Source organism: Streptomyces sp. NBC_00727 (assembly GCF_045161745.1).
Lineage (GTDB): Bacteria > Actinomycetota > Actinomycetes > Streptomycetales > Streptomycetaceae > Streptomyces.
The window spans coordinates 6,443,199-6,464,044 of record NZ_CP108981.1; the positions used below are offsets into that span (position 1 = coordinate 6,443,199).

The 20,846-nt window shown below is 72.0% G+C and carries 20 protein-coding genes; 14 read left to right on the forward strand and 6 right to left on the reverse strand.

The features are described 5' to 3' along the window. Positions 1 to 167: 167 nt before the first annotated feature. Complete coding sequence (locus OG242_RS29075) at positions 168 to 2,534, reverse strand: Tex family protein (RefSeq protein ID WP_405900970.1); 2,367 nt, start codon at positions 2,532 to 2,534, stop codon at positions 168 to 170. Positions 2,535 to 2,688: 154 nt separating this feature from the next. Further along, positions 2,689 to 3,546: an SCO6745 family protein gene (locus OG242_RS29080; RefSeq protein WP_405900971.1), complete on the reverse strand. Its 858-nt coding sequence runs from the start codon at positions 3,544 to 3,546 to the stop codon at positions 2,689 to 2,691. Positions 3,547 to 3,682: 136 nt separating this feature from the next. Between OG242_RS29080 and OG242_RS29085 the strand changes: the two genes are divergently transcribed. Both OG242_RS29085 and OG242_RS29090 read left to right on the forward strand, forming a co-directional pair. Continuing rightward, on the forward strand, positions 3,683 to 4,648 hold the full coding sequence (locus tag OG242_RS29085; RefSeq protein ID WP_405900972.1) for a GlxA family transcriptional regulator: 966 nt from the start codon (positions 3,683 to 3,685) through the stop codon (positions 4,646 to 4,648). 23 nt (positions 4,649 to 4,671) lie between these two features. Then, positions 4,672 to 5,307 (forward strand): DJ-1/PfpI family protein, encoded by a 636-nt coding sequence (locus OG242_RS29090; RefSeq protein WP_405900973.1) that lies wholly within the window; start codon positions 4,672 to 4,674, stop codon positions 5,305 to 5,307. Here OG242_RS29090 and OG242_RS29095 read toward each other — a convergent pair. Then, positions 5,294 to 6,055 (reverse strand): enoyl-CoA hydratase/isomerase family protein, encoded by a 762-nt coding sequence (locus OG242_RS29095; RefSeq protein ID WP_405900974.1) that lies wholly within the window; start codon positions 6,053 to 6,055, stop codon positions 5,294 to 5,296. The two genes, OG242_RS29090 and OG242_RS29095, sit on opposite strands and share 14 nt — an antisense overlap. Positions 6,056 to 6,280: 225 nt before the next feature. Here OG242_RS29095 and OG242_RS29100 point away from each other — a divergent pair, with 225 nt between their 5' ends. Beyond that, the gene (locus tag OG242_RS29100) at positions 6,281 to 6,736 is read left to right on the forward strand and encodes an ATP-binding protein (RefSeq protein ID WP_405900975.1); all 456 of its coding nucleotides are present in this window, start codon (positions 6,281 to 6,283) and stop codon (positions 6,734 to 6,736) included. Positions 6,737 to 6,759: 23 nt separating this feature from the next. On the opposite strand, the gene idi is transcribed toward OG242_RS29100, so the two are convergent. The 3 genes from idi to OG242_RS29115 form a co-directional block, all read right to left on the reverse strand. Then, positions 6,760 to 7,353, reverse strand: a complete 594-nt coding sequence (gene idi / locus OG242_RS29105) for an isopentenyl-diphosphate Delta-isomerase (protein WP_405900976.1) — start codon at positions 7,351 to 7,353, stop codon at positions 6,760 to 6,762. 154 nt (positions 7,354 to 7,507) lie between these two features. After that, a complete protein-coding gene (locus tag OG242_RS29110; protein WP_405900977.1) occupies positions 7,508 to 8,443 on the reverse strand; it encodes a cation diffusion facilitator family transporter in 936 nt (311 codons plus the stop codon). 433 nt (positions 8,444 to 8,876) lie between these two features. Next, positions 8,877 to 9,011: a hypothetical protein gene (locus OG242_RS29115; protein WP_405900978.1), complete on the reverse strand. Its 135-nt coding sequence runs from the start codon at positions 9,009 to 9,011 to the stop codon at positions 8,877 to 8,879. A gap of 51 nt (positions 9,012 to 9,062) precedes the next feature. On the opposite strand from OG242_RS29115, the gene OG242_RS29120 reads away from it, so the two are divergent. The 11 genes from OG242_RS29120 to OG242_RS29170 all read left to right on the forward strand — a co-directional run bounded on the left by OG242_RS29120 (position 9,063) and on the right by OG242_RS29170 (position 20,816). Continuing rightward, on the forward strand, positions 9,063 to 10,661 hold the full coding sequence (locus OG242_RS29120; protein WP_405900979.1) for a DUF5941 domain-containing protein: 1,599 nt from the start codon (positions 9,063 to 9,065) through the stop codon (positions 10,659 to 10,661). Continuing rightward, on the forward strand, positions 10,658 to 11,395 hold the full coding sequence (locus tag OG242_RS29125; RefSeq protein ID WP_405900980.1) for a sugar phosphate nucleotidyltransferase: 738 nt from the start codon (positions 10,658 to 10,660) through the stop codon (positions 11,393 to 11,395). The genes OG242_RS29120 and OG242_RS29125 overlap by 4 nt, the downstream gene beginning before the upstream one ends. After that, complete coding sequence (locus OG242_RS29130; RefSeq protein WP_405900981.1) at positions 11,383 to 12,444, forward strand: iron-containing alcohol dehydrogenase family protein; 1,062 nt, start codon at positions 11,383 to 11,385, stop codon at positions 12,442 to 12,444. The genes OG242_RS29125 and OG242_RS29130 overlap by 13 nt, the downstream gene beginning before the upstream one ends. Continuing rightward, complete coding sequence (locus OG242_RS29135) at positions 12,422 to 13,201, forward strand: CDP-alcohol phosphatidyltransferase family protein (RefSeq protein ID WP_405900982.1); 780 nt, start codon at positions 12,422 to 12,424, stop codon at positions 13,199 to 13,201. Before OG242_RS29130 ends, OG242_RS29135 begins: the two co-directional genes overlap by 23 nt. Before the next feature lie 8 nt (positions 13,202 to 13,209). Then, entirely contained in the window at positions 13,210 to 14,082 is an 873-nt protein-coding gene (locus OG242_RS29140; RefSeq protein WP_405901758.1) for a glycosyltransferase family 2 protein, read from the forward strand. 105 nt (positions 14,083 to 14,187) lie between these two features. Continuing rightward, positions 14,188 to 15,117 carry an ABC transporter permease gene (locus OG242_RS29145; RefSeq protein WP_405900983.1) on the forward strand — a complete coding sequence of 310 codons (930 nt, stop codon included), beginning with the start codon at positions 14,188 to 14,190 and terminating at the stop codon, positions 15,115 to 15,117. Further along, positions 15,110 to 15,895, forward strand: coding sequence for an ABC transporter ATP-binding protein (locus OG242_RS29150; protein WP_405900984.1), 786 nt, complete (start codon positions 15,110 to 15,112; stop codon positions 15,893 to 15,895). The genes OG242_RS29145 and OG242_RS29150 overlap by 8 nt, the downstream gene beginning before the upstream one ends. A gap of 428 nt (positions 15,896 to 16,323) precedes the next feature. Then, positions 16,324 to 17,244 carry a squalene synthase HpnC gene (gene hpnC, locus OG242_RS29155; RefSeq protein WP_405900985.1) on the forward strand — a complete coding sequence of 307 codons (921 nt, stop codon included), beginning with the start codon at positions 16,324 to 16,326 and terminating at the stop codon, positions 17,242 to 17,244. A 29-nt stretch (positions 17,245 to 17,273) separates the two neighbouring features. Next, positions 17,274 to 18,194, forward strand: a complete 921-nt coding sequence (hpnD, locus tag OG242_RS29160; RefSeq protein WP_405900986.1) for a presqualene diphosphate synthase HpnD — start codon at positions 17,274 to 17,276, stop codon at positions 18,192 to 18,194. Positions 18,195 to 18,327: 133 nt separating this feature from the next. Beyond that, complete coding sequence (hpnE, locus tag OG242_RS29165) at positions 18,328 to 19,716, forward strand: hydroxysqualene dehydroxylase HpnE (protein WP_405900987.1); 1,389 nt, start codon at positions 18,328 to 18,330, stop codon at positions 19,714 to 19,716. After that, on the forward strand, positions 19,713 to 20,816 hold the full coding sequence (locus OG242_RS29170; RefSeq protein ID WP_405900988.1) for a polyprenyl synthetase family protein: 1,104 nt from the start codon (positions 19,713 to 19,715) through the stop codon (positions 20,814 to 20,816). Before hpnE ends, OG242_RS29170 begins: the two co-directional genes overlap by 4 nt. Positions 20,817 to 20,846: the final 30 nt, after the last annotated feature.

Here is a 20,846-nt window from a genome sequence, read left to right on the forward strand (position 1 = left end):
CCAGCGTCGTCGGAGCTCGGGGCCCGGGGCCGACACGCCGGCCGGTCACTTTCAGCCCCGCCGGCGCTTGAGGCGCGGGGTCCGGGGCGGAGCCCCGGTTACGGGAAGGGGCGGGGAGGGGCAAGGCCCGCCGCAGGCGCCCCGCCACCCCACCGCCGCCCCGAGGGCTAACGCCCCCCGTCCCCCTTCAACAACCCCGCCCGCCGCAACGCATCAGCCATCGCCCCGTTGGCCGGCGTCGCAGCCGGCGAAGGACGACCACCGCCACCCCCCTGCCGAGGCCGAGGCGGCCGCCCACCCCGCTCAGCACCACCGCCCCCACGAGCCGCCCGCGCAGCACCCGCCCCGCGGCCGCTCGCCGCCTGCTCGTCGTCCAGCCGCAACGACAACGAAATCCGCTTACGCGGGATGTCGACCTCCATCACCTTCACCCGGACGACATCCCCGGGCTTCACGACGTCCCGGGGGTCCTTCACGAACGTCCGCGACATCGCCGACACATGGACGAGCCCGTCCTGATGCACCCCGACGTCCACGAACGCCCCGAACGCGGCGACGTTCGTCACGACGCCCTCCAGCACCATCCCGGACTCCAGGTCGCCGATCTTCTCGACGCCCTCCTTGAAGGTGGCCGTCTTGAAGGCGGGCCGCGGGTCGCGCCCCGGCTTCTCCAGCTCCTTCAGGATGTCGGTCACCGTCGGCAGCCCGAACTTCTCGGACACGAAGTCGTCCGCCCGCAACGACCGCAGCACGTCCGTGTTGCCGACCAGCGCGGCGACGTCCCCGCCGGTCCTCTTCACCATGGCCCGCACCACCGGGTACGCCTCCGGGTGGACACTGGACGCGTCGAGCGGGTCGTCGCCCCGGATGCGGAGGAAGCCCGCGCACTGCTCGTACGCCTTCGGACCCAGCCGGGCCACGTCCTTCAGGTTCTTGCGGGACCGGAACGGCCCGTTCGTGTCCCGGTGCGCCACGATGTTCTCGGCGAGCCCCGTGCCGATGCCGGAGACCCGGGAGAGCAGCGGCGCCGACGCGGTGTTGACGTCGACGCCGACGCCGTTCACACAGTCCTCGACGACCGCGTCCAGCGACCGCGAGAGCTTCACCTCGGACAGGTCGTGCTGGTACTGCCCGACGCCGATGGACTTCGGGTCGATCTTCACCAGCTCGGCCAGCGGGTCCTGGAGCCGGCGCGCGATCGAGACGGCACCGCGCAACGACACGTCCATGTCGGGGAGTTCCTGCGAGGCGAACGCCGAGGCGGAGTACACGGAGGCGCCCGCCTCCGAGACCATCACCTTGGTGAGCTTCAGCTCCGGGTGCTTCGCGCACAGCTCACCGGCGAGCTTGTCCGTCTCGCGGGACGCCGTGCCGTTGCCGATGGCGATGAGGTCGACGTGGTGCTCCCGGGCCAGCCGCTCCAAAGTGGCCAGCGACTGGTCCCACTTGTTGGCCGGGACGTGCGGGTGGATGACGTCGGTGGCGACGACCTTGCCGGTCGCGTCCACGACGGCGACCTTCACACCCGTACGGAAACCGGGGTCCAGCCCCAGCGTGGCCCGCGTCCCGGCCGGCGCGGCGAGCAGCAGGTCGCGCAGGTTCGACGCGAAGACGCGTACCGCCTCGTCCTCGGCGGCCGTACGCAGCCGCAGCCGCAGGTCGATGCCGAGGTGTACCAGGATCCGGGTCCGCCAGGCCCACCGCACGGTGTCGGCCAGCCACTTGTCGCCCGCACGCCCCCGGTCGCCCACGCCGAAGCGCCGGGCGACCATGTTCTCGTACGAGGACGGGCCGGGCTCCTGGGACGGCTCCTCCGGCTCCAGGACCAGGTCGAGCACGTCCTCCTTCTCGCCGCGGAGCATCGCCAGCACCCGGTGCGAGGGCAGTGCGGTGAACGGCTCGGCGAAGTCGAAGTAGTCCGCGAACTTGGCGCCCGCCTCCTCCTTGCCGTCCCGCACCCGGGCCACCAGCCGCCCGCGCGTCCACATGCGCTCGCGCAGCTCACCGGTCAGGTCCGCGTCCTCCGAGAAGCGCTCGGTGAGGATGGCGCGGGCGCCCTCCAGGGCCGCCGCAGGGTCCGCGACGCCCTTGTCCGCGTCGACGAAGGCCGCCGCCGCGGCGAGCGGGTCCGCCGAGGGGTCGTCGAGCAGGCCGGAGGCGAGCGGTTCGAGACCGGCCTCCCGGGCGATCTGCGCCTTCGTCCGCCGCTTCGGCTTGAACGGGAGGTAGATGTCCTCCAGGCGCGCCTTCGTGTCCGCCGCCCGGATCCGCGCCTCCAGCGCCTCGTCGAGCTTGCCCTGCTCCCGTACGGATTCGAGGACCGCCGTCCGGCGCTCCTCCAGCTCCCGCAGATACCGCAGCCGTTCCTCGAGCGTGCGCAGCTGCGCGTCGTCGAGCATCTCGGTCGCTTCCTTGCGGTAGCGGGCGATGAACGGCACGGTCGACCCGCCGTCGAGCAGCTCGACGGCCGCCTTCACCTGCCGCTCGCGTACGCCGAGCTCCTCGGCGATCCTGCCTTCGATGGACGTCGTCACGGTTCTACCGACTCGCCTTCTCCTGCTGGCTGTGCTGGTCGGGCCCCGGGCCGCCGCTGGGACGGGCCCGGAGCCACACGCCCTGCATTGTGCCGGGTGGCCGGGTGCCGTGTCGCCCGGCCACCCCAGGGAGCGGGCTTTCGGTTCTCGCGGTTCAGCCCGTCGCGCTCGCCGGGAAGGCGCCCGCCGCCGCGGCCGTCGCGAGGAAGCCGCGCCCCAGCTCCGTCAGCCGGGCCACCCCGGGTCCGCCCAGGTGCTCGTACGGGCCCAGGTCCATCCGGTCCGTGGCCTCCTCCAGCTCCTTGCGCAGCCCGGCGCCCTCCTCGGTCAGCTCGCCATCCGCCGTGAGGAGTCCGCGCCCGCGCAGCCGCTCCGACGCGTCCTCCCAGTCGGTGCGCCGCCACCCCCGGCTCGCCAGCAGCCAGCGGATCGCCATGCCCTTGCCCGTGGCGGTGTGGCTGACCAGCGCCTCGACCGGGTCGAGCTCCGCGGTGAGGAGCGCGGCGAGGTGGGCGTCGCCCCGGTGCTCGCGCAGCAGCGTCGCCGCGTGCCAGTACGCCAGGTGCGGTTCGTCGGGGACCGGCAGGCCGGCGTGCGCGGCGTACAGCGGCCGGGCGTGCCGGGTGCAGCCCTCCGTGGCGCGCAGGGCGAGCCGCGCGGCCTCGGCCATCTCGGGCGAGGCGATGATCTCCTCGCCGAGCAGCCGGCGCAGCGTCGCGTCGGCGGCGCGCAGCCGGGCGTCCAGGACCTTCGCGGGCGAGGCGACGTCCCAGATCGCGGGCACGTGCCGGGAGACCAGCGCGTGGCTGAAGTTGTAGAAGGCCGCGGTCACCGTGTCGGCGCCGACCGCGCCCATCGCGGCGGCGCGGGTGGCGAAGTAGACGGCGGAGGAGTCGTCGATACCTATCCCGCCGAGCTCCTCGCCGAGGTTGGGGGAGAAGTAGAGCGAGGAGTGCAGCGGGTTCAGGGCGTTGTGACAACGCCGCCCGGCGCGGGGCGGGAGAGTACTCATACCCGGCACGTTACCGACTGGTCGGTACGGGCAGGAACCCCCTGGCGCACGTGAGCTTCGCCGCAGCCGATGATGGCAGGAAAGGTGGGGAACCCGTCATTGCGGCCATGCGCGCGGGCCGCCCAGGATGGCGTACATGAAGCAGCGCACCGTGCTCGTCGTCCTCTTCGACGGCATCCAGAGCCTCGACGTCACCGGCCCCATGGAGGTCTTCGCCGGTGCCTCCCGGTTCCCGGACGCCGGGTACGAGCTGCGCACCGCCTCGCTGGACGGCGCCCCGGTCCGCTCCTCCTGCGGCCTCACCCTGGTCCCCGACGGCAGCCTCGCCGACGCCCCGGTGCCCCACACCCTGCTGGTCCCCGGCGGGGCGGGCACCCGTGCCCCCGACCCCGCGCTCGTCGGCTGGCTGCGCGGGCACGGCCCGCTGCCGGAGCGGCTGGTCTCCGTGTGCAGCGGGGCGCTGCTCCTCGCCGCGGCCGGCCAGCTGGACGGGCACCGGGTGACGACGCACTGGAACGTGTGCGACCGCCTCGCCCGCGACCACCCGGCCGTCGACGTCGACCCCGAGCCGATCTTCGTACGCGACGGCAGGATCGCCACCTCCGCCGGAGTCACCGCGGGCATCGACCTCGCGCTGGCCCTGGTCGAGGAGGACCACGGACGGGACGTCGCCCTGACGGTCGCCCGGCACCTGGTCGTGTTCCTGCGCAGGCCCGGCAGCCAGTCCCAGTTCAGCGCCCAGCTCAGCGCCCAGACGGCACGCCGCGAACCGCTCCGCGAGGTCCAGCACTGGATCACCGAACACCCCGGCGCGGACCTCTCCGTCGAGGCGCTCGCCGCCCGCGCCCGCCTCTCGCCCCGCCACTTCGCCCGCGCCTTCCAGGCGGAGACGGGGACCACGCCCGGCCGGTACGTCGACCGGGTCCGCCTCGAACACGCCCGCCGGCTCCTGGAGGACACCACCGACGGGGTCGCCGGGATCGCCCGCAGCAGCGGCTACGGCACATCGGAGGCGATGCGCCGGGCCTTCGTCAAGGCACTCGGCGCGGCCCCCGCCGAATACCGCCGCCGCTTCGGCTCCGGCTCCGCCCACCACGTCTGACCATCGGAAGACAGGAAACGCTCATGCAGATCGCCATCGCCCTCTTCGACCGCTTCACCGCACTGGACGCCGTTGGCACCTACGAGATCCTCTCCCGCACCCCCGGCGCCGAGACCGTCTTCGTCGCCGAGCACGCGGGCGCGGTGCGCAACGACAACCGCAGCCTCGAACTGGTCGCGCACCGTACGTTCGACGACGTCCCCGCCCCCGACCTGGTGATCGTTCCCGGCGGCCCCGGACAGCACCACCAGATGGAGAACGAGAACCTGCTCGGCTGGCTGCGCCGCGTGGACGAAACCACCACCTGGACGACCTCCGTGTGCAGCGGATCCCTGCTGCTGGCGGCCGCCGGGCTGCTCAAGGGGCGGCGCGCCACCTCGCACTGGCTGGCGCTCGACCAGCTCAGGGACCACGGCGCCGAGCCCACCGGCGAGCGCGTGGTCTTCGACGGCAAGTACGTCACCGCCGCCGGGGTCTCGTCCGGCATCGACATGGGCCTCGCCCTGCTCGGCCGCATCGCCGGCGACCGGACCGCCCAGGCCGTACAGCTCCTGACGGAGTACGACCCCCAGCCGCCCTACGACGCCGGATCGCCGGACAAGGCGCCGGCCGAGCTCGTCGAGGAGTGGCGGGGCCGGAGCCGCTTCATCCTCCAGTAGGCACCCAGGTGAAGCGGGGCGCGCGGCGTTCCAGGAAGGCGGCGACCCCCTCCGCGGTGTCGCCGCCGCTCCGCGCCTGCCCGGCCCAGTACTCGTCCCGGTCCTCGCGCCCGGCCGCGAACTCCTTGGCCGCGGCCTGGGTCAGCCGGGACCGCGACAGCAGCGTCCGTACGTACGCCCCGACCCGTTCGTCCAGCCCACCGGCCGGCAGCACCTCGTCCACCAGACCGGTCCGCAGCGCCCGCTCCGTGTCGATCAGCTCGCCGGAGAACAGCAGGTGCTTGGCCGTCGCGGGGCCCGCGAGGGCGACCAGCCGTCGGGTGGACGACGCGGGGTAGACGATCCCCAGCTTGGCCGGGGTGACCCCGAACAGGGCCCCCTCCGCCGCGAAGCGCAGATCGCAGGCGGCGGCGAGCTGGCTGCCGCCGCCCACGCAGTAGCCGCGCACCGCCGCGAGCGTCGGCAGCGGGAACGCGGCCAGCGCCTCCTCGGCCGCCACGGCCAGGCTCTGCGGAGCGCTCCCGGGGTCCCGCAGCGAGGAGATGTCCGCGCCCGCGCAGAAGGTGTCGCCCGCGCCCGTCAGGACCAGGGCGCCCACCGCGGGGTCGGCGGCCAGCTTCTCCAGCAGTACCGGCAGCGCCTGCCACATGGCGGCCGTCATCGCGTTGCGCTTGGCGGGGTTGCTGATGACGACGGTGGCGACGCCGTCCGCGACGGTGTGCTCCAGCCGGGGTTCCGTACGGTCCATGGCCGGATGCTATCCGTGGTGTTCGAATCTGCGATCAGGGAGAAGGAACCGACCCGCTCACCCAGAACAGTCGGAAGCGGTCCGAAAACTGACACTCTCGTGCGAATGAAGTCGAGTTCGGTCAATAGAAATCGACTTCTGTTCAGTAGTGCGGACCGGAGCAACCTCGCCCGCCACTCTGTACTCGACGTGAAGTCACTTCGAGTGGAGAGCGGGTACCGGACTATGGAGAGCCGCGGGAGTGTCCCCGCCCGGCCCGTGTCGTACGAAGGGGTCTGGCGGTTCACCGCCCCGGCCACGGATGCCTCCGTGCCCCGGGCGAGGCACGCCGTGCGCGACCTGCTGAAGCGCCAGAACGTGCCGATCGACGACGACATCACCCAGGGCCTGCTGCTCATCGTCTCCGAGCTGGTCACCAACGCCGTGAAGCACGCGGCGCTGCTCTCGCCCGAGCTCGCCGTCGAGGTGGCCGTGGGCGAGGAATGGGTCAGGGTGTCCGTCGAGGACAACCACCCCTACCGCCCCACCGCGCTGGAGACCGACTACGCGCAGACCGGCGGACGTGGCCTGCTGCTGGTCCGGGAGATCACCCGGGAAGCGGGCGGCACATGCGACGTCGAGCACACCGCGGGCGGCGGCAAGGTCATCTGGGCGGCCCTGCCGCTGAGCACCGCCCTCTGACCCCCTCCGCAGCCCCACCGGACCTACCAGCCGGCGGCATCCCCGGTCAGCTCGCGGATCGCGGGCCGGGCGGCGTCCAGCACGGTCATGAACCACGCCGAGAACGGCTCCCGGGCATGGCGCTCGGCCAGCTCCGCCGCCGTCACGAAGGCCGTCCCGCCGACCTCCTCCGGATCGGGCCGCAGCCGCTCCTGCGCCAGGCCCACGAAGAGGTGGTTGAACTCCTGCTCCACCAGGCCCGACGCCGGGTCCGGGTGGTTGTAGCGGACGGTGCCCGCCTCGGCCAGCAGCGAGGGCGAGACGCCCAGCTCCTCGTACGTACGCCGGGCGGCGGCGGCGAAGGGCGCCTCGCCCGGGTAGGGGTGGCCGCAGCACGTGTTGGACCAGACACCGGGGGAGTGGTACTTGCCCAGGGCGCGCTGCTGGAGCAGCAGCCGGCCCTGCTCGTCGAAGAGGAACACGGAGAACGCGCGGTGCAGCTGTCCGGGCGCCTGATGGGCGGCGAGCTTCTCCGCCGTGCCGATGGTGGTGCCGTTCTCGTCGACCAGTTCGAGCATGATCGCTTCCGCTGTGCCGTTCGACGAGGTGTTCGCCGCGGTGACTGGTGTGCTCGGCATACCCATCCTTCGCTGTGGTCCCGGCCCCGTGCGCCGGTCCCGTCGAGTCCGCTCAAGTCTGCCGTACAAAAGCGGCTTGTCCGCACTTCGGATCCTGGCATGTCCGCCCGCACACGTCCGCAAAACCCTACACCTCGGGCTCCGGGTACCAGGCTCAGCGGCAGAGCCTCGCCTCGTGCTCGGCGTGGCCGCTCGGCTCCAGCTGGAAGGTGCAGTGCTCGACGTCGAAGTGGTCGCCGAGGCAGCCCTGGAGCTCGTGCAGCAGCTTCTCGTGGCCGATCGAGTCCAGCAGGTCCTGCTGCACCACCACGTGCGCGGAGAGCACCGGCATGCCCGAGGTGATCGTCCACGCGTGCAGGTCGTGGACATCCAGCACGCCGGGCAGCGCCGTGATGTGGTCGCGTACCTCGCCCATGTCGACGCCGGGCGGCGCCGCCTCCAGGAGCACGTTCAGCGTCTCGCGCAGCAGCCGCACCGTACGCGGCACGATCATGAGGCCGATGACCAGCGAGGCGATCGGGTCCGCCGCCTGCCAGCCGGTCGCCATCACGATGCCCGCCGAGATCAGCACCGTCACCGAGCCGAGCGTGTCCGCCAGCACCTCCAGATAGGCACCGCGCACGTTGAGGCTCTCCTGCTGCCCCTTTGTCAGCAACGTCAGCGACACCGCGTTCGCGACCAGACCCACCAGAGCGAAGGCGATCGTGACCCCGCCCCGGGTCTCGGCCGGGTCGATGAAGCGCTGGACCGCCTCGAAGAGGAGATAGCCGCCCACCCCGAGGAGCAGACAGCAGTTGGCGAGGGCCGCCAGGATCTCCGCCCGGGCGAAGCCGAAGGTGCGGTTCGGCCCGGCCGGCCGGTTGGCGAAGTGGATCGCCAGGAGGGCGAGCCCGAGCCCCAGGGCGTCGGTGGCCATGTGGGCCGCGTCGGCGATCAGCGCGAGGGAGCCGGACAGCACACCCCCGACGATCTCCATGACGGTCACGGTCAGCGTGATGCACAGCGCTATGCGCAGCCGCCCCCTGTGCGCGGCGGCCGCCGTGCCGGCCGGTACGCCGTGTGCATGTCCGTGATCGTGCCCTGCCCCCATGGGGACGCCTCCCGGTCGTCTCGCGGACCCGGGCTTCTCCCGCCCGGGCCCTGCCAGTCAACTACGGGTGGGGGGTATCGGGCAACACGGCACTGAACACCGTTGTCATAAGCTCTGACCTGCGAAAACGAGTGCAGGTCAGAGCCCTGTCGTAACTCCGGGGCCGTCCGGGGGCGGGGGCGGCGGCACCCCGTTTTTTGTCAGGCGAGGCGGCCATCGACGATGATGATCGCGGACGGCGCGCATGTTCCGGCGCCGCCCGGAACGGAGCACAAACGGGCAGTGAACTCGCGCTTCCGTTCATCCGATAGCCTCTGCCGACATGCCGCCGGCCGCTTCAGGCCGCACTGTCGCGTGCCGGTCCGTGTCAGCACCCAAGGAGTGAGTTCGTCTGTCGACCGCCATTCTCACGGGTGCTCCGCTGCCCGGATCCTCACTCGAGGACGATCTCCGGTCGCTGGGATTCGACGTCCACGCAACCGCCGACGTCACCGAAGCGGCCGGGCTGCTGGCCGCCGTCCCGGCGGACCAGCGGGTCGCCCTCGTCGACCCCCGCTTCGTCGGTCACCGCCACGCCCTCCGGCTCGCCCTGACCGACCCCCGCTTCCCCGCGGCGACCGTGCCCGGCGCCCTCACCGCACAGGCCGAGACGCGCCCCGCCCTGGTGAGCGCCCTGCGCGCCGCCACCGACGCGGTCGGCGCCGGAGTGCCCGCCGTGGGCACCACCGCCACGGTCGCCGACCGCACGGTGCCCGGCAGGCTCGCTGCGGTCATGGAGGCCGAGGGCGTCGAGGTGCAGCGCCCCGAGCTGGGCCGGCTCGTCGCCACCGTGCCCACGGACGAGGCCGCCCGCGCCGCCGCGCGCGCCGGCGTCGAGGCGGTGGACGACGAGGCGGTCCGGCTGCGCAGCGCGGTCAAGGCCCGCGACGGCTTCTTCACCACCCACTTCATCAGCCCGTACTCGCGCTACATCGCCCGCTGGTGCGCCCGCCGCGGCCTCACGCCGAACCAGGTCACCACCGCGTCCCTGCTCACCGCGCTGTTGGCGGCCGGCTGCGCGGCCACCGGTACCCGGGGCGGGTACGTCGCGGCCGGCATCCTGCTCATGTTCTCCTTCGTCCTGGACTGCACCGACGGACAGCTCGCCCGCTACTCCCTGCAGTACTCCACGATGGGCGCCTGGCTGGACGCCACCTTCGACCGCGCCAAGGAGTACGCCTACTACGCGGGCCTCGCCCTCGGTGCGGCGCGCGGCGGCGACGACGTCTGGGCGCTGGCCCTCGGCGCGATGGTCCTCCAGTCCTGCCGCCATGTCGTCGACTTCTCGTTCAACGAGGCCAACCACGACGCGGCGGCGAACTCCAGCCCCACGGCCGCCCTCTCCGACAAGCTCGACAGCGTCGGCTGGACGGTCTGGCTGCGGCGGATGATCGTGCTCCCGATCGGTGAGCGCTGGGCGATGATCGCCGTACTCACCGCGTTCACCACCCCGCGCATCGTCTTCTACGCCCTGCTGATCGGCTGCGCCTTCGCCGCCTGCTACACCACCGCCGGCCGCCTCCTGCGCTCCCTGACCCGCGAGGCCCGGCGCACCGACCGTGCCGCCCAGGCCCTCGCCGACCTCGCCGCCTCCGGCCCGGTCGCCGAGCTGATCGCCGCCCGTGGCCCGAAGATCCCCGGCGCCTGGAGCGCCCCGGTGATCGCCCTCGTCGGCACCGCCGCGCTGATCGCCGCCGCGCTCCAGCAGCCCTTCGGCAGCCGGCAGACGGTCATCGCCGCCGTCTTCTACGCGGTCTGCTCCGGCATCGCCGTGGCCCGCCCCCTCAAGGGCGCCCTCGACTGGCTCGTCCCCCCCGTCTTCCGGGCGGCGGAGTACTGCACGATCCTCATCCTGGCCGCCCGCAGCGACATCGACGGGGCGCTTCCCGCGGCCTTCGGGCTGGTCTCGGCCGTCGCCTACCATCACTACGACACGGTGTACCGCATCCGAGGCGGCACCGGCGCCCCGCCCCAGTGGCTGGTGCGCACGATCGGCGGACACGAGGGCCGGATCCTGGCCGTGGCCGTGCTCGCCGCCGCTCTCACCGGATCCTCCGGCTTCACCACCGCGCTCACCGTGCTCGCGGTGGCCGCCGCGCTGATCGTGCTGGCGGAGTCCATCCGCTTCTGGGCGTCCTCCGGGGCCCCCGCCGTTCACGACGAAGGAGAACCCGCATGATCGGCCTCGTACTGGCAGCCGGCGCAGGGCGGCGCCTGCGCCCCTACACCGACACGCTGCCCAAGGCGCTCGTGCCGGTGGACGGCGACAAGACGGTCCTCGACCTCACGCTGGCCAACTTCGCCGAGATCGGGCTCACCGAGGTCGCGATCGTCGTCGGCTACCGCAAGGAGGCCGTCTACGACCGCAAGGAGGAGCTGGAGGCCACGTACGGCCTGAAGCTCACCCTCGTGGACAACGACAAGGCCGAGGAGTGGAACAACGCCTACTCCCTGTGGTGCGCCCGCGAGGTGCTGAAGCGCGGCGTGATCCTCGCCAACGGAGACACCGTGCACCCGGTCTCCGTCGAGAAGACGCTGCTGGCCGCGCGCGGTGACGGCAAGAAGATCATCCTCGCCCTCGACACGGTGAAGACCCTCGCCGACGAGGAGATGAAGGTCGTCGCCGAGGACGGCAAGGGCGTCCGGCGGATCACCAAGCTCATGGACCCGTCCGAGGCGACCGGCGAGTACATCGGCGTCACCCTCATCGAGGGCGAGGCGGCCGAGGAGCTGGCCGACGCGCTGAAGGCCACCTTCGAGCGCGACCCGGACCTGTACTACGAGGACGGCTACCAGGAGCTCGTCAACCGCGGCTTCACCGTGGACGTCGCCCCCATCGGTGACGTGAGCTGGGTCGAGATCGACAACCACGACGACCTCGAGAAGGGCCGGGAGATCGCGTGCCGGTACTGACCCGACTCATCCCGTCCCCGGTCTTCGTCGACATCAGCCGGGGCGCCATGCACGACCTGGCCGGCCTCCTCGCCGACCAGCGGATCTCCGCCTCCGGCAAGCTCGCCATCGCGATCAGCGGCGGCTCGGGCCAGGCCCTGCGCGAGAAGCTGGCACCCGCCCTGCCCGGCGCCGACTGGTACCGCGTCGCGGGCGGCAACATCGACGCCGCGGTGCAGCTCGCCGACGACATCAAGGGCAAGCGCTACGACGCCGTGGTCGGCCTCGGAGGCGGCAAGATCATCGACGTGGCGAAGTACGCCGCGGCCCGGGTCGGCCTGCCGCTGGTCTCGGTCGCCACGAACCTCGCCCACGACGGCCTCTGCTCGCCCGTCGCCACCCTGGACAACGACAACGGCCGGGGCTCCTACGGCGTCCCCATGCCCATCGCCATGGTGATCGACCTGTCGGTGATCCGCGCCGCCCCCGACCGCTTCGTACGGTCCGGCATCGGTGACGCGATCTCCAACATCTCCGCCATCGCCGACTGGGAGCTCTCGCACCAGGTCAACGGCGAGCAGATCGACGGACTCGCCGCCGCCATGGCCCGTACCGCGGGCGAAGCCGTACTGCGCCACCCCGGCACCGTCGCCGACGACGAGTTCCTCACCGTCCTCGCCGAGTCCCTGGTGCTCTCCGGCATCGCCATCTCGATCAGCGGCGACACCCGGCCCTCGTCCGGCGCCTGCCACGAGATCAGCCACGCCTTCGACCTGCTCTTCCCGAAGCGGGCCGCGAGCCACGGCGAGCAGGTCGGCCTCGGCGCCGCCTTCGCCATGCACCTGCGCGGGGCCGTGGACGAGTCCGGCCTCTTCGCCGAGGTCCTGCGCCGGCACGGCCTGCCGGTCACGCCCGAGGAGATCGGCTTCACCGCCGAGGAGTTCGTCCAGGCCGTCGAATACGCCCCCCAGACCCGCCCGGGACGCTTCACGGTCCTGGAACACCTCAGCCTGTCCACCGACCAGATCAGGGACGCGTACGCCGACTATGCCAAGACCATCAGTAGCTGAACTCCGCCCGGTCGTTCACCCGCCGGGCGTCAAGGACCGGCGCAGCGGTGAGCACTGGGCGGGCCGGATATACATGCGCGAGATCTCGCTGCGCATCGACCGGTACCTGGTCAACACCAGGGTCACGCCCAACCAGCTGACCTATCTGATGACGATCGCCGGTGTGCTCGCCGCCCCGGCGCTGCTCGTTCCCGGCATCTGGGGCGCGGTCCTCGGCGTCGTCATGGTGCAGCTGTACCTGTTGCTCGACTGCGTCGACGGCGAGGTCGCGCGCTGGAAGAAGCAGTTCTCGCTCGGCGGCGTCTATCTGGACCGGGTCGGCGCCTACCTGTGCGACGCCGCCGTCCTCGTCGGCTTCGGCCTGCGCGCCGCCGACCTGTGGGGTACCGGCCGCATCGACTGGCTGTGGGCCTTCCTCGGTACGCTCGCCGCGCTCGGCGCAATCCTGATCAAGGCCGAGACGGACCTGGTCGGCGTCGCCCGCCACCAGGGCGGGCTGCCGCCGGTCAAGGAGTCCGCCTCCGAGCCGCGCTCCTCCGGCATGGCGTTCGCCCGCCGGGCCGCGGGCGCGCTCAAGTTCCACCGGCTCATCCTGTGCGTCGAGGCGTCGCTGGTCATCCTGGTCGCGGCCGTCCTCGACGAGGTGCGGGACGACTTCTTCTTCAGCAGGCTCGCTGTCGCGGTCCTGGCGGGCATCGCCCTGCTGCAGACCCTGCTGCACCTCGTGTCGGTCCTGGCATCGAGCAGGCTGAAGTGAGCACACCCATGAAACTCGGCGCGGTCATCATCACCATGGGCAACCGCCCGGCCGAGCTGCGCGCCCTGCTCGACTCGGTCGCCGCCCAGGAGGGCGACCGGATCGAGGTGGTCGTCGTCGGCAACGGCTCACCCGTCCCCGACGTCCCCCCGGGCGTGCGGACCGTCGAGCTGCCCGAGAACCTCGGCATCCCCGGCGGCCGGAACGTCGGCATCGAGGCCTTCGGGCCCTCCGGCGCCGACGTGGACGCCCTGCTCTTCCTCGACGACGACGGGCTGCTGCCCCTCACCGACACCGCGGAGCTGTGCCGGAAGGCGTTCGCCGAGGACCCCCGGCTCGGCATCATCAGCTTCCGCATCGCGGACCCCGAGACCGGGGTCACCCAGCGCCGGCACGTGCCGCGGCTGCGGGCCGCCGACCCGATGCGTTCCTCGCGGGTGACGACGTTCCTGGGCGGCGCCAACGCGGTGCGCACCCGGGTGCTGGCGGAGGTCGGCCCGCTGCCGGGCGACTTCTTCTACGCGCACGAGGAGACGGACCTGGCCTGGCGGGCGCTGGACGCCGGCTGGCTGATCGACTACCGCGCCGACATGGTGCTGCACCACCCCACCACGGCCCCGTCCCGCCATGCCGTCTACCACCGCATGGTGGCCCGCAACCGGGTCTGGCTGGCCCGGCGGAACCTTCCCGCGCTCCTCGTCCCGGTGTACCTCGGGGTGTGGATGCTGCTGACCCTGCTGCGCAGGCCGTCCGGCGAGGCGCTGAAGGCCTGGTTCGGCGGCTTCCGGGAAGGCTGGCGGACTCCGTGCGGACCGCGCCGCCCGATGAAGTGGCGTACGGTGTGGCGCCTGACCAGGCTGGGCCGCCCCCCGGTGATCTGAGGGGTTCGCCTCTGGGAACATGAGGCGTATTTTTTTGTCGGGACCTGTCCGCCCTGAGCCGCGCCCGCGACTGGCTGCGCATTTTGAATACGAGAGTTTCTTCTGGTGAGTGACACAACCCATGGTGGCGCGGTTGCCGTGAGCAGCCCGCCATCTGCCGACGACGGCCTGAGCGCGGCCGAGCTGGCCGCGAAGTACGGGCTCGCGGTCAGCGGTGCCCGGCCCGGACTCCGCGAGTACGTGAGCCAGCTCCGCGGACGACGCCATTTCATCCTGGCGTTCTCCCGGGCCAAGCTGACCGCCCAGTACAGCCAGGCGAAGCTGGGCCAGCTGTGGCAGGTGGCGACCCCGCTCCTGAACGCCGCGGTCTACTTCATCATCTTCGGACTGATCCTCGGCACGAAGAAGGGCATTCCGCAGGAGGTCTTCATCCCGTTCCTGGTGACCGGGGTGTTCGTCTTCACCTTCACCCAGAGCTCCGTGATGGCCGGCGTACGGGCCATCTCCGGAAATCTCGGACTGGTCAGGGCGCTGCACTTCCCGCGCGCCTCGCTGCCCATCTCCTTCTCGCTCCAGCAGCTCCAGCAGCTGCTGTACTCGCTGATCGTGCTGATCGTGGTCACGGTCGGGTGGGGCAGCTACCCGCGGCTCTCGTGGCTGCTGGTGATCCCCGCGCTGGCGATGCAGTTCTTCTTCAACACCGGACTGGCGCTCGTGATGGCGAGGATGGGGGCGAAGACCCCCGACCTGGCGCAGCTGATGCCGTTCGTCATGCGTACCTGGATGTACGCGTCCGGGGTGATGTTCTCCATCCCGGTGATGCTCGAGGACAAGCCGGCCTGGATCACGGATGTGCTCCAGTACAACCCGGCGGCCATCTACATGGACCTGGTCAGGTTCGCCCTGATCGACGGATACGGCTCCGAGAACCTGCCCCAGCACGTCTGGCTGGTCGCCCTCCTCTGGGCGGTCGTGGTGGGCGTCGTGGGCTTCGTGTACTTCTGGAAGGCAGAGGAACGGTACGGCCGTGGCTGACGACAACACCGCGGGGCGCGTCCCCACCGTGATCGCCGACGACGTGCACATCGTGTACCGGGTCAACGGCAGTGGCGGTGGCAAGGGCAGCGCCACCGCGGCACTGAGCCGGATACTGCGCCGCGGCAAGGGCGAGGAGCGTGGGGTCCGCAAGGTGCACGCCGTGCGCGGGGTCACCTTCACCGCCTACCGGGGCGAGGCGATCGGACTCATCGGCACGAACGGCTCCGGCAAGTCCACGCTGCTCCGCGCCATCGCCGGCCTCCTGCCGACCGAGAGCGGCAGCGTCTACACGGACGGCCAGCCCTCGCTGCTCGGCGTCAACGCCGCGCTGATGAGCGACCTGACCGGCGAGCGCAACGTCGTGCTCGGCGGCCTCGCGATGGGCATGAGCCGCGAGGAGATCCGCGAACGCTACGACGAGATCGTCGACTTCTCCGGCATCAACGAGAAGGGCGACTTCATCACCCTGCCCATGCGCACGTACTCCTCCGGCATGGCCGCCCGCCTCCGCTTCTCCATCGCCGCCGCCAAGAACCACGACGTCCTCATGATCGACGAGGCGCTGGCGACCGGTGACCGCAAGTTCCAGATCCGGTCCGAGGCGCGGATCCGGGAACTGCGCAAGGAGGCCGGCACGGTCTTCCTGGTGAGCCACAGCAACAAGTCGATCAGGGACACCTGCGACCGGGTGCTGTGGCTGGAGAAGGGCGAGCTCCTGATGGACGGCCCGACCGAAGAGGTCCTGCGGGCCTACGAGCGCGAGACCGGCAAGTAGGACGCCCCCGTCCCGCACCGGGTGGCCTCCGCCGGACCCCTTCCGGCGGGGGCCGCGTCATGTCCGGAGTCCGGGCGTCCACGCCTCGTCGTACGGCGTCCGTCGCGATCTCCTACCGCCGGATGACGTGAACGCCGCCCGCCGGGTGGAAAGTTGACGCGGGCCATGGGACCGGTGGCGTACCGCCCGTACCCCCGCGTTTGGATGAGCGTTGTACAACGTAAGCTGTACCGGTGCTGATTCGCCGCAAGTGGGGCGATACCGCCTGGGTGGACGGCCCGGAGCCGTCCTCGGCACTCGGGAGGGTGGGCGGCGTGTCCGGAATGGGATGTTTTGGGTCAGCAGTGTAGAACGGGAGATGTGACGGCTATGACGGAAGATCTCCAGCTCCGAGGTGCTCACGCCGTCCCCGCGCAGGGCGGTCCGCAGTGACCCGTACCCGGCAGGCGCGGCTCGATACCGCCGCATCCGGAACCCTCGACAAGGCGGCGCACGAGAACTTTCCGGTCGCCCCCTTCTTCCTCCCGCGCGCCTGGCGCGACGACCTCATGGCCGTCTACGGCTTCGCCCGCCTCGTCGACGACATCGGCGACGGCGACCTGGCCCCCGGCGGCGCCGACGCCGTGCACCTCGGCCTCGACGCGGCGCAGGCGGACGACCGGCTCGCGATGCTCGACGCCCTGGAGAGCGACCTGCGCCGCGTCTTCGCCACCACCGGCGAGACCCCGCACCACCCGCTGCTGAGGGCGCTGCGCCCCACCGCCCGCCGTCGCGCGCTCACCCCCGAACCCTTCCTCGGCCTCATCGAGGCCAACCGGCAGGACCAGAAGGTCCGCCGCTACGGCACGTACGAGGAACTCCTCGCCTACTGCGAGCTCTCCGCCAACCCCGTCGGCCGCCTGGTCCTCCAGCTCACCGGCACCGCGAGCCCCGAACGGCTGCGCCGCTCCGACGCCGTGTGCACCGCACTGCAGATCGTCGAGCACCTCCAGGACGTCGCCGAGGACCTCGCCCGCGACCGCGTCTACCTGCCGGCCGACGACATGGCCCGGTTCCACGTCACCGAGGCCGGCCTCGCGGCACCCACCGCGAACGCCTCGGTCCGCTCCCTGATCGCGTACGAAGCGGAACGTGCCCGGGATCTGCTGAATGAAGGCACCCCCCTGGTGGGTAGCGTCCACGGCAGGCTCAGGCTGCTTCTCGCCGGGTTCGTGGGAGGAGGACGCGCCGCCCTCACCGCGATCGCGGCCGCCGGATTCGACGTACTGCCCGGACCACCCGGACCCACCAAGCCCAGCCTGCTGCGCGAAGTGGGAGTTGTCTTGCGAGAAGCGCGTAGAGAGGGGTGAGCCGGACCGTGGAGGGACAGACGACGCACATGTCGGCACCGGTACAGGCCGCATACAGTTACTGCGAGGCCGTCACCGGACAGCAGGCGCGTAACTTCGCGTACGGCATCAGGCTGCTGCCGGCCGAGAAGCGACAGGCCATGTCGGCCCTGTACGCCTTCTCCCGTCGCGTCGACGACATCGGCGACGGCGAGCTGGAACCGGAGACCAAGCGCGTCCGCCTGGAGAGCACCCGCACCCTGCTCGACCGCGTCCGGGCCGGCGCGGTCGACGAGGACGACACCGACCCGGTGGCCGTCGCGCTCGCCGACGCCGCACGCCGGTTCCCGCTGCCGCTCGAAGGACTCGACGAGCTGATCGACGGCGTCCTCATGGACGTGCGCGGCGCGACCTACGAGACCTGGGACGACCTCAAGGTCTACTGCCGGTGCGTCGCGGGCGCCATCGGCCGCCTGAGCCTCGGCGTCTTCGGTACGGAACCGGGCGCACCCGGCGCCGAGCGCGCCCCGGAGTACGCCGACACCCTCGGCCTCGCCCTCCAGCTGACGAACATCCTGCGCGACGTCCGCGAGGACGCGGGCAACGGCCGCACCTACCTCCCCTCCGACGACCTCGCCAAGTTCGGCTGCTCCGAGGGCTTCCACCGGGCCACCCCGCCGCCCGGCTCCGACTTCGCCGGCCTCGTCCACTTCGAGGTCCGGCGCGCCCGCGCCCTGTTCGCCGAGGGCTACCGCCTCCTCCCGATGCTCGACCGCCGCAGCGGCGCCTGCGTCGCGGCGATGGCCGGCATCTACCGCAGGCTCCTCGACCGCATCGAGCGCGACCCCGAGGCGGTGCTGCGGGGCCGGGTCTCGCTGCCGGGCCACGAGAAGGCGTACGTCGCGGTGCGCGGTCTGTCCGGTCTTGACGCCCGGCACATCTCGCGGCGCATGGCCCGAGGGCGTGTCTGAATGCACCTCAGCAACATCTCGCGCACCATGTGCATCAAGGATGAACGGTACCGACCGCGGGCAACCCCCGGCCCGGCGACCGCGTCCCTGATTGAGCAGGCCCGACGGGAAACAGCCGGTGAGAGGGGGACGTATGAGTGACGACGCCCAGCGCTCGTCCCGCGCGGTCGTGATCGGCGGCGGGCTCGCCGGTGTCACGGCGGCACTGCGCCTGGCCGACGCCGGGCTTGACGTGACCCTGCTCGAAGGCCGCCCCCGGCTCGGCGGGCTCGTCTTCTCCTTCCGCCGGGGCGGGCTGTCGGTCGACAACGGCCAGCACGTCTACCTGCGCTGCTGCACCGCGTACCGCTGGTTCCTCGACCGGGTCGACAGCGCCCGCCTGGCACCCCTGCAAAACCGTTTGGACGTGCCCGTTCTCGACGTCGGCCGGCCCTCGGGACCCCGGCTGGGACGGCTGCGCCGCAACGCGCTCCCGGTCCCGCTGCACCTCGCCGCCGGCCTCGCCGGATACCCGCACCTGTCGCTCGCCGAACGCGCCGGCGTCGCACGGGCCGCGCTCGCCCTCGGCCGCCTCGACCCGGACGACCCCGCGCTCGACTCCGAGGACTTCGGCAGCTGGCTCGCCCGGCACGGCCAGTCGCCCCGCACCATCGAGGCGCTCTGGGACCTGGTCGGCGTCGCCACCCTCAACGCCACCGCGCCGAACTCCTCCCTCGCGCTCGCCGCGAAGGTCTTCAAGACCGGACTGCTCTCCGAACCGGGCGCCGCCGACATCGGCTGGGCCTCCGTACCGCTCGGAGACATCCACGACACCATGAGCCGCAAGGCGCTCGACTCCGCCGGCGTCCGCACCGAACTGCGCACCAAGGCCCACGCGCTCACCCGCACCGACGAGGGCCGCTGGCTGGTCGACACCGGCGCCGAAAAGATCGAGGCGGACACCGTCGTCCTGGCCGTGCCGCAGCGCGAGACCCACGCCCTGCTGCCCGAGGGCGCTCTCGACGAACCGGACCGGCTCCTGGAGATCGGCACCTCGCCGATCCTCAACGTCCACGTCGTCTACGACCGCAAGGTCCTCAAGCGGCCGTTCTTCGCCGCGCTCGGCTCGCCGGTCCAGTGGGTCTTCGACCGCACCGAGGCGTCCGGCCTCACCGGACCCGGACAGTACCTCGCGGTCTCCCAGTCCGCGGCAGGCGACGAGATCGAACTGCCCGTCGCCGAACTGCGCGCCCGCTACCTGCCCGAGCTGGAACGGCTGCTGCCGGCCGCCCGCGGCGTGGGCATCCGGGACTTCTTCGTCACCCGCGAGCGCACCGCGACCTTCGCGCCCGCGCCCGGCGTCGGCCGGCTGCGCCCCGGGACGCTCACCCGCGCACCCGGACTCTTCCTGGCAGGTGCCTGGACCGCCACCGGCTGGCCCGCCACGATGGAGGGTGCGGTCCGCAGCGGTGCGGGCGCCGCGGACGCCGCGCTCCTGGCGCTCGGCCGCCCCCATGAACATCCGCTGCAGGAGGCGGCATGAGCAGTACCACCGGAACAAGAGGAGAGTCAGTGACCCCGGCGAATCCGGCTTCCGACACCGTGGCGGACACCACGGACGTCACCGCGCTTCTGGAGCGCGGACGGGCCCTTTCCGCGCCGGTGCTCCGGGCCGCCGTCGACCGGCTCGCACCGCCCATGGACACCGTGGCCGCCTACCACTTCGGCTGGATCGATGCCCAGGGCAGGCCCGCAGACGGTGACGGCGGCAAGGCCGTCCGCCCGGCGCTGGCCCTGCTGTCCGCCGAGGCGGCGGGCGCCGCCGCCGAAGCAGGCGTCCCCGGCGCCGTCGCCGTCGAACTCGTGCACAACTTCTCGCTGCTGCACGACGACCTGATGGACGGCGACGAGCAACGGCGCCACCGCGACACCGTGTGGAAGGTACACGGCCCCGCCCAGGCCATCCTCGTCGGCGACGCCCTGTTCGCCCTCGCCTACGAGGTGCTGCTGGAGCCCGGCACGGTCGAGGCGGGCCGTGCGGCCCGGCGGCTGACGTCGGCGACCCGCAAGCTCATCGACGGCCAGGCCCAGGACATCTCCTTCGAGCACCGCGAGCGCGTCACCGTCGAGGAGTGCCTGGAGATGGAGGGCAACAAGACCGGCGCCCTTCTCGCCTGCGCCTGCTCCATCGGCGCGGTGCTCGGCGGCGCCGACGACCGCACCGCCGACGTCCTGGAGGCGTACGGCCACCACCTCGGGCTCGCCTTCCAGGCGGTCGACGACCTCCTCGGCATCTGGGGCGACCCCGAGTCCACCGGTAAGCAGACGTGGAGCGATCTGCGCCAGCGCAAGAAGTCCCTGCCGGTCGTCGCCGCGCTCGCCGCGGGAGGACCGGCCTCCGAGCGCCTCGGCGAACTGCTCGCCGCCGACGCCAAGAGCAGCGACTTCGACAGCTTCTCCGAGGAGGAGTTCGCCGCCCGTGCGGCGCTCATCGAGGAGGCGGGCGGCCGCGAGTGGACCGCCCAGGAGGCCCGTCGCCAGCATGCGGTCGCCATAGAGGTGCTGCACGGTGTCGACATGCCGGAAACCGTGCGGGCGCAGCTCACGGCGCTCGCGGACTTCGTCGTCGTACGAAAGAGATGATCACCATCTGGTCCATATGACTCGCAGTCG

What these genes read in the sequence shown, in the direction of transcription:
- OG242_RS29080 (WP_405900971.1), bottom strand. Translation starts at nt 3,546, where the DNA reads ATGAGTACTCTCCCGCCCCGCGCCGGGCGGCGTTGTCACAACGCCCTG.
- OG242_RS29085 (WP_405900972.1), top strand. Translation starts at nt 3,683, where the DNA reads ATGAAGCAGCGCACCGTGCTCGTCGTCCTCTTCGACGGCATCCAGAGC.
- OG242_RS29090 (WP_405900973.1), top strand. Translation starts at nt 4,672, where the DNA reads ATGCAGATCGCCATCGCCCTCTTCGACCGCTTCACCGCACTGGACGCC.
- OG242_RS29095 (WP_405900974.1), bottom strand. Translation starts at nt 6,055, where the DNA reads ATGGACCGTACGGAACCCCGGCTGGAGCACACCGTCGCGGACGGCGTC.
- OG242_RS29100 (WP_405900975.1), top strand. Translation starts at nt 6,281, where the DNA reads ATGGAGAGCCGCGGGAGTGTCCCCGCCCGGCCCGTGTCGTACGAAGGG.
- idi (WP_405900976.1), bottom strand. Translation starts at nt 7,353, where the DNA reads ATGCCGAGCACACCAGTCACCGCGGCGAACACCTCGTCGAACGGCACA.
- OG242_RS29110 (WP_405900977.1), bottom strand. Translation starts at nt 8,443, where the DNA reads ATGGGGGCAGGGCACGATCACGGACATGCACACGGCGTACCGGCCGGC.
- OG242_RS29125 (WP_405900980.1), top strand. Translation starts at nt 10,658, where the DNA reads ATGATCGGCCTCGTACTGGCAGCCGGCGCAGGGCGGCGCCTGCGCCCC.
- OG242_RS29135 (WP_405900982.1), top strand. Translation starts at nt 12,422, where the DNA reads ATGCCAAGACCATCAGTAGCTGAACTCCGCCCGGTCGTTCACCCGCCG.
- OG242_RS29140 (WP_405901758.1), top strand. Translation starts at nt 13,210, where the DNA reads ATGAAACTCGGCGCGGTCATCATCACCATGGGCAACCGCCCGGCCGAG.
- hpnD (WP_405900986.1), top strand. Translation starts at nt 17,274, where the DNA reads ATGTCGGCACCGGTACAGGCCGCATACAGTTACTGCGAGGCCGTCACC.
- hpnE (WP_405900987.1), top strand. Translation starts at nt 18,328, where the DNA reads ATGAGTGACGACGCCCAGCGCTCGTCCCGCGCGGTCGTGATCGGCGGC.
- OG242_RS29170 (WP_405900988.1), top strand. Translation starts at nt 19,713, where the DNA reads ATGAGCAGTACCACCGGAACAAGAGGAGAGTCAGTGACCCCGGCGAAT.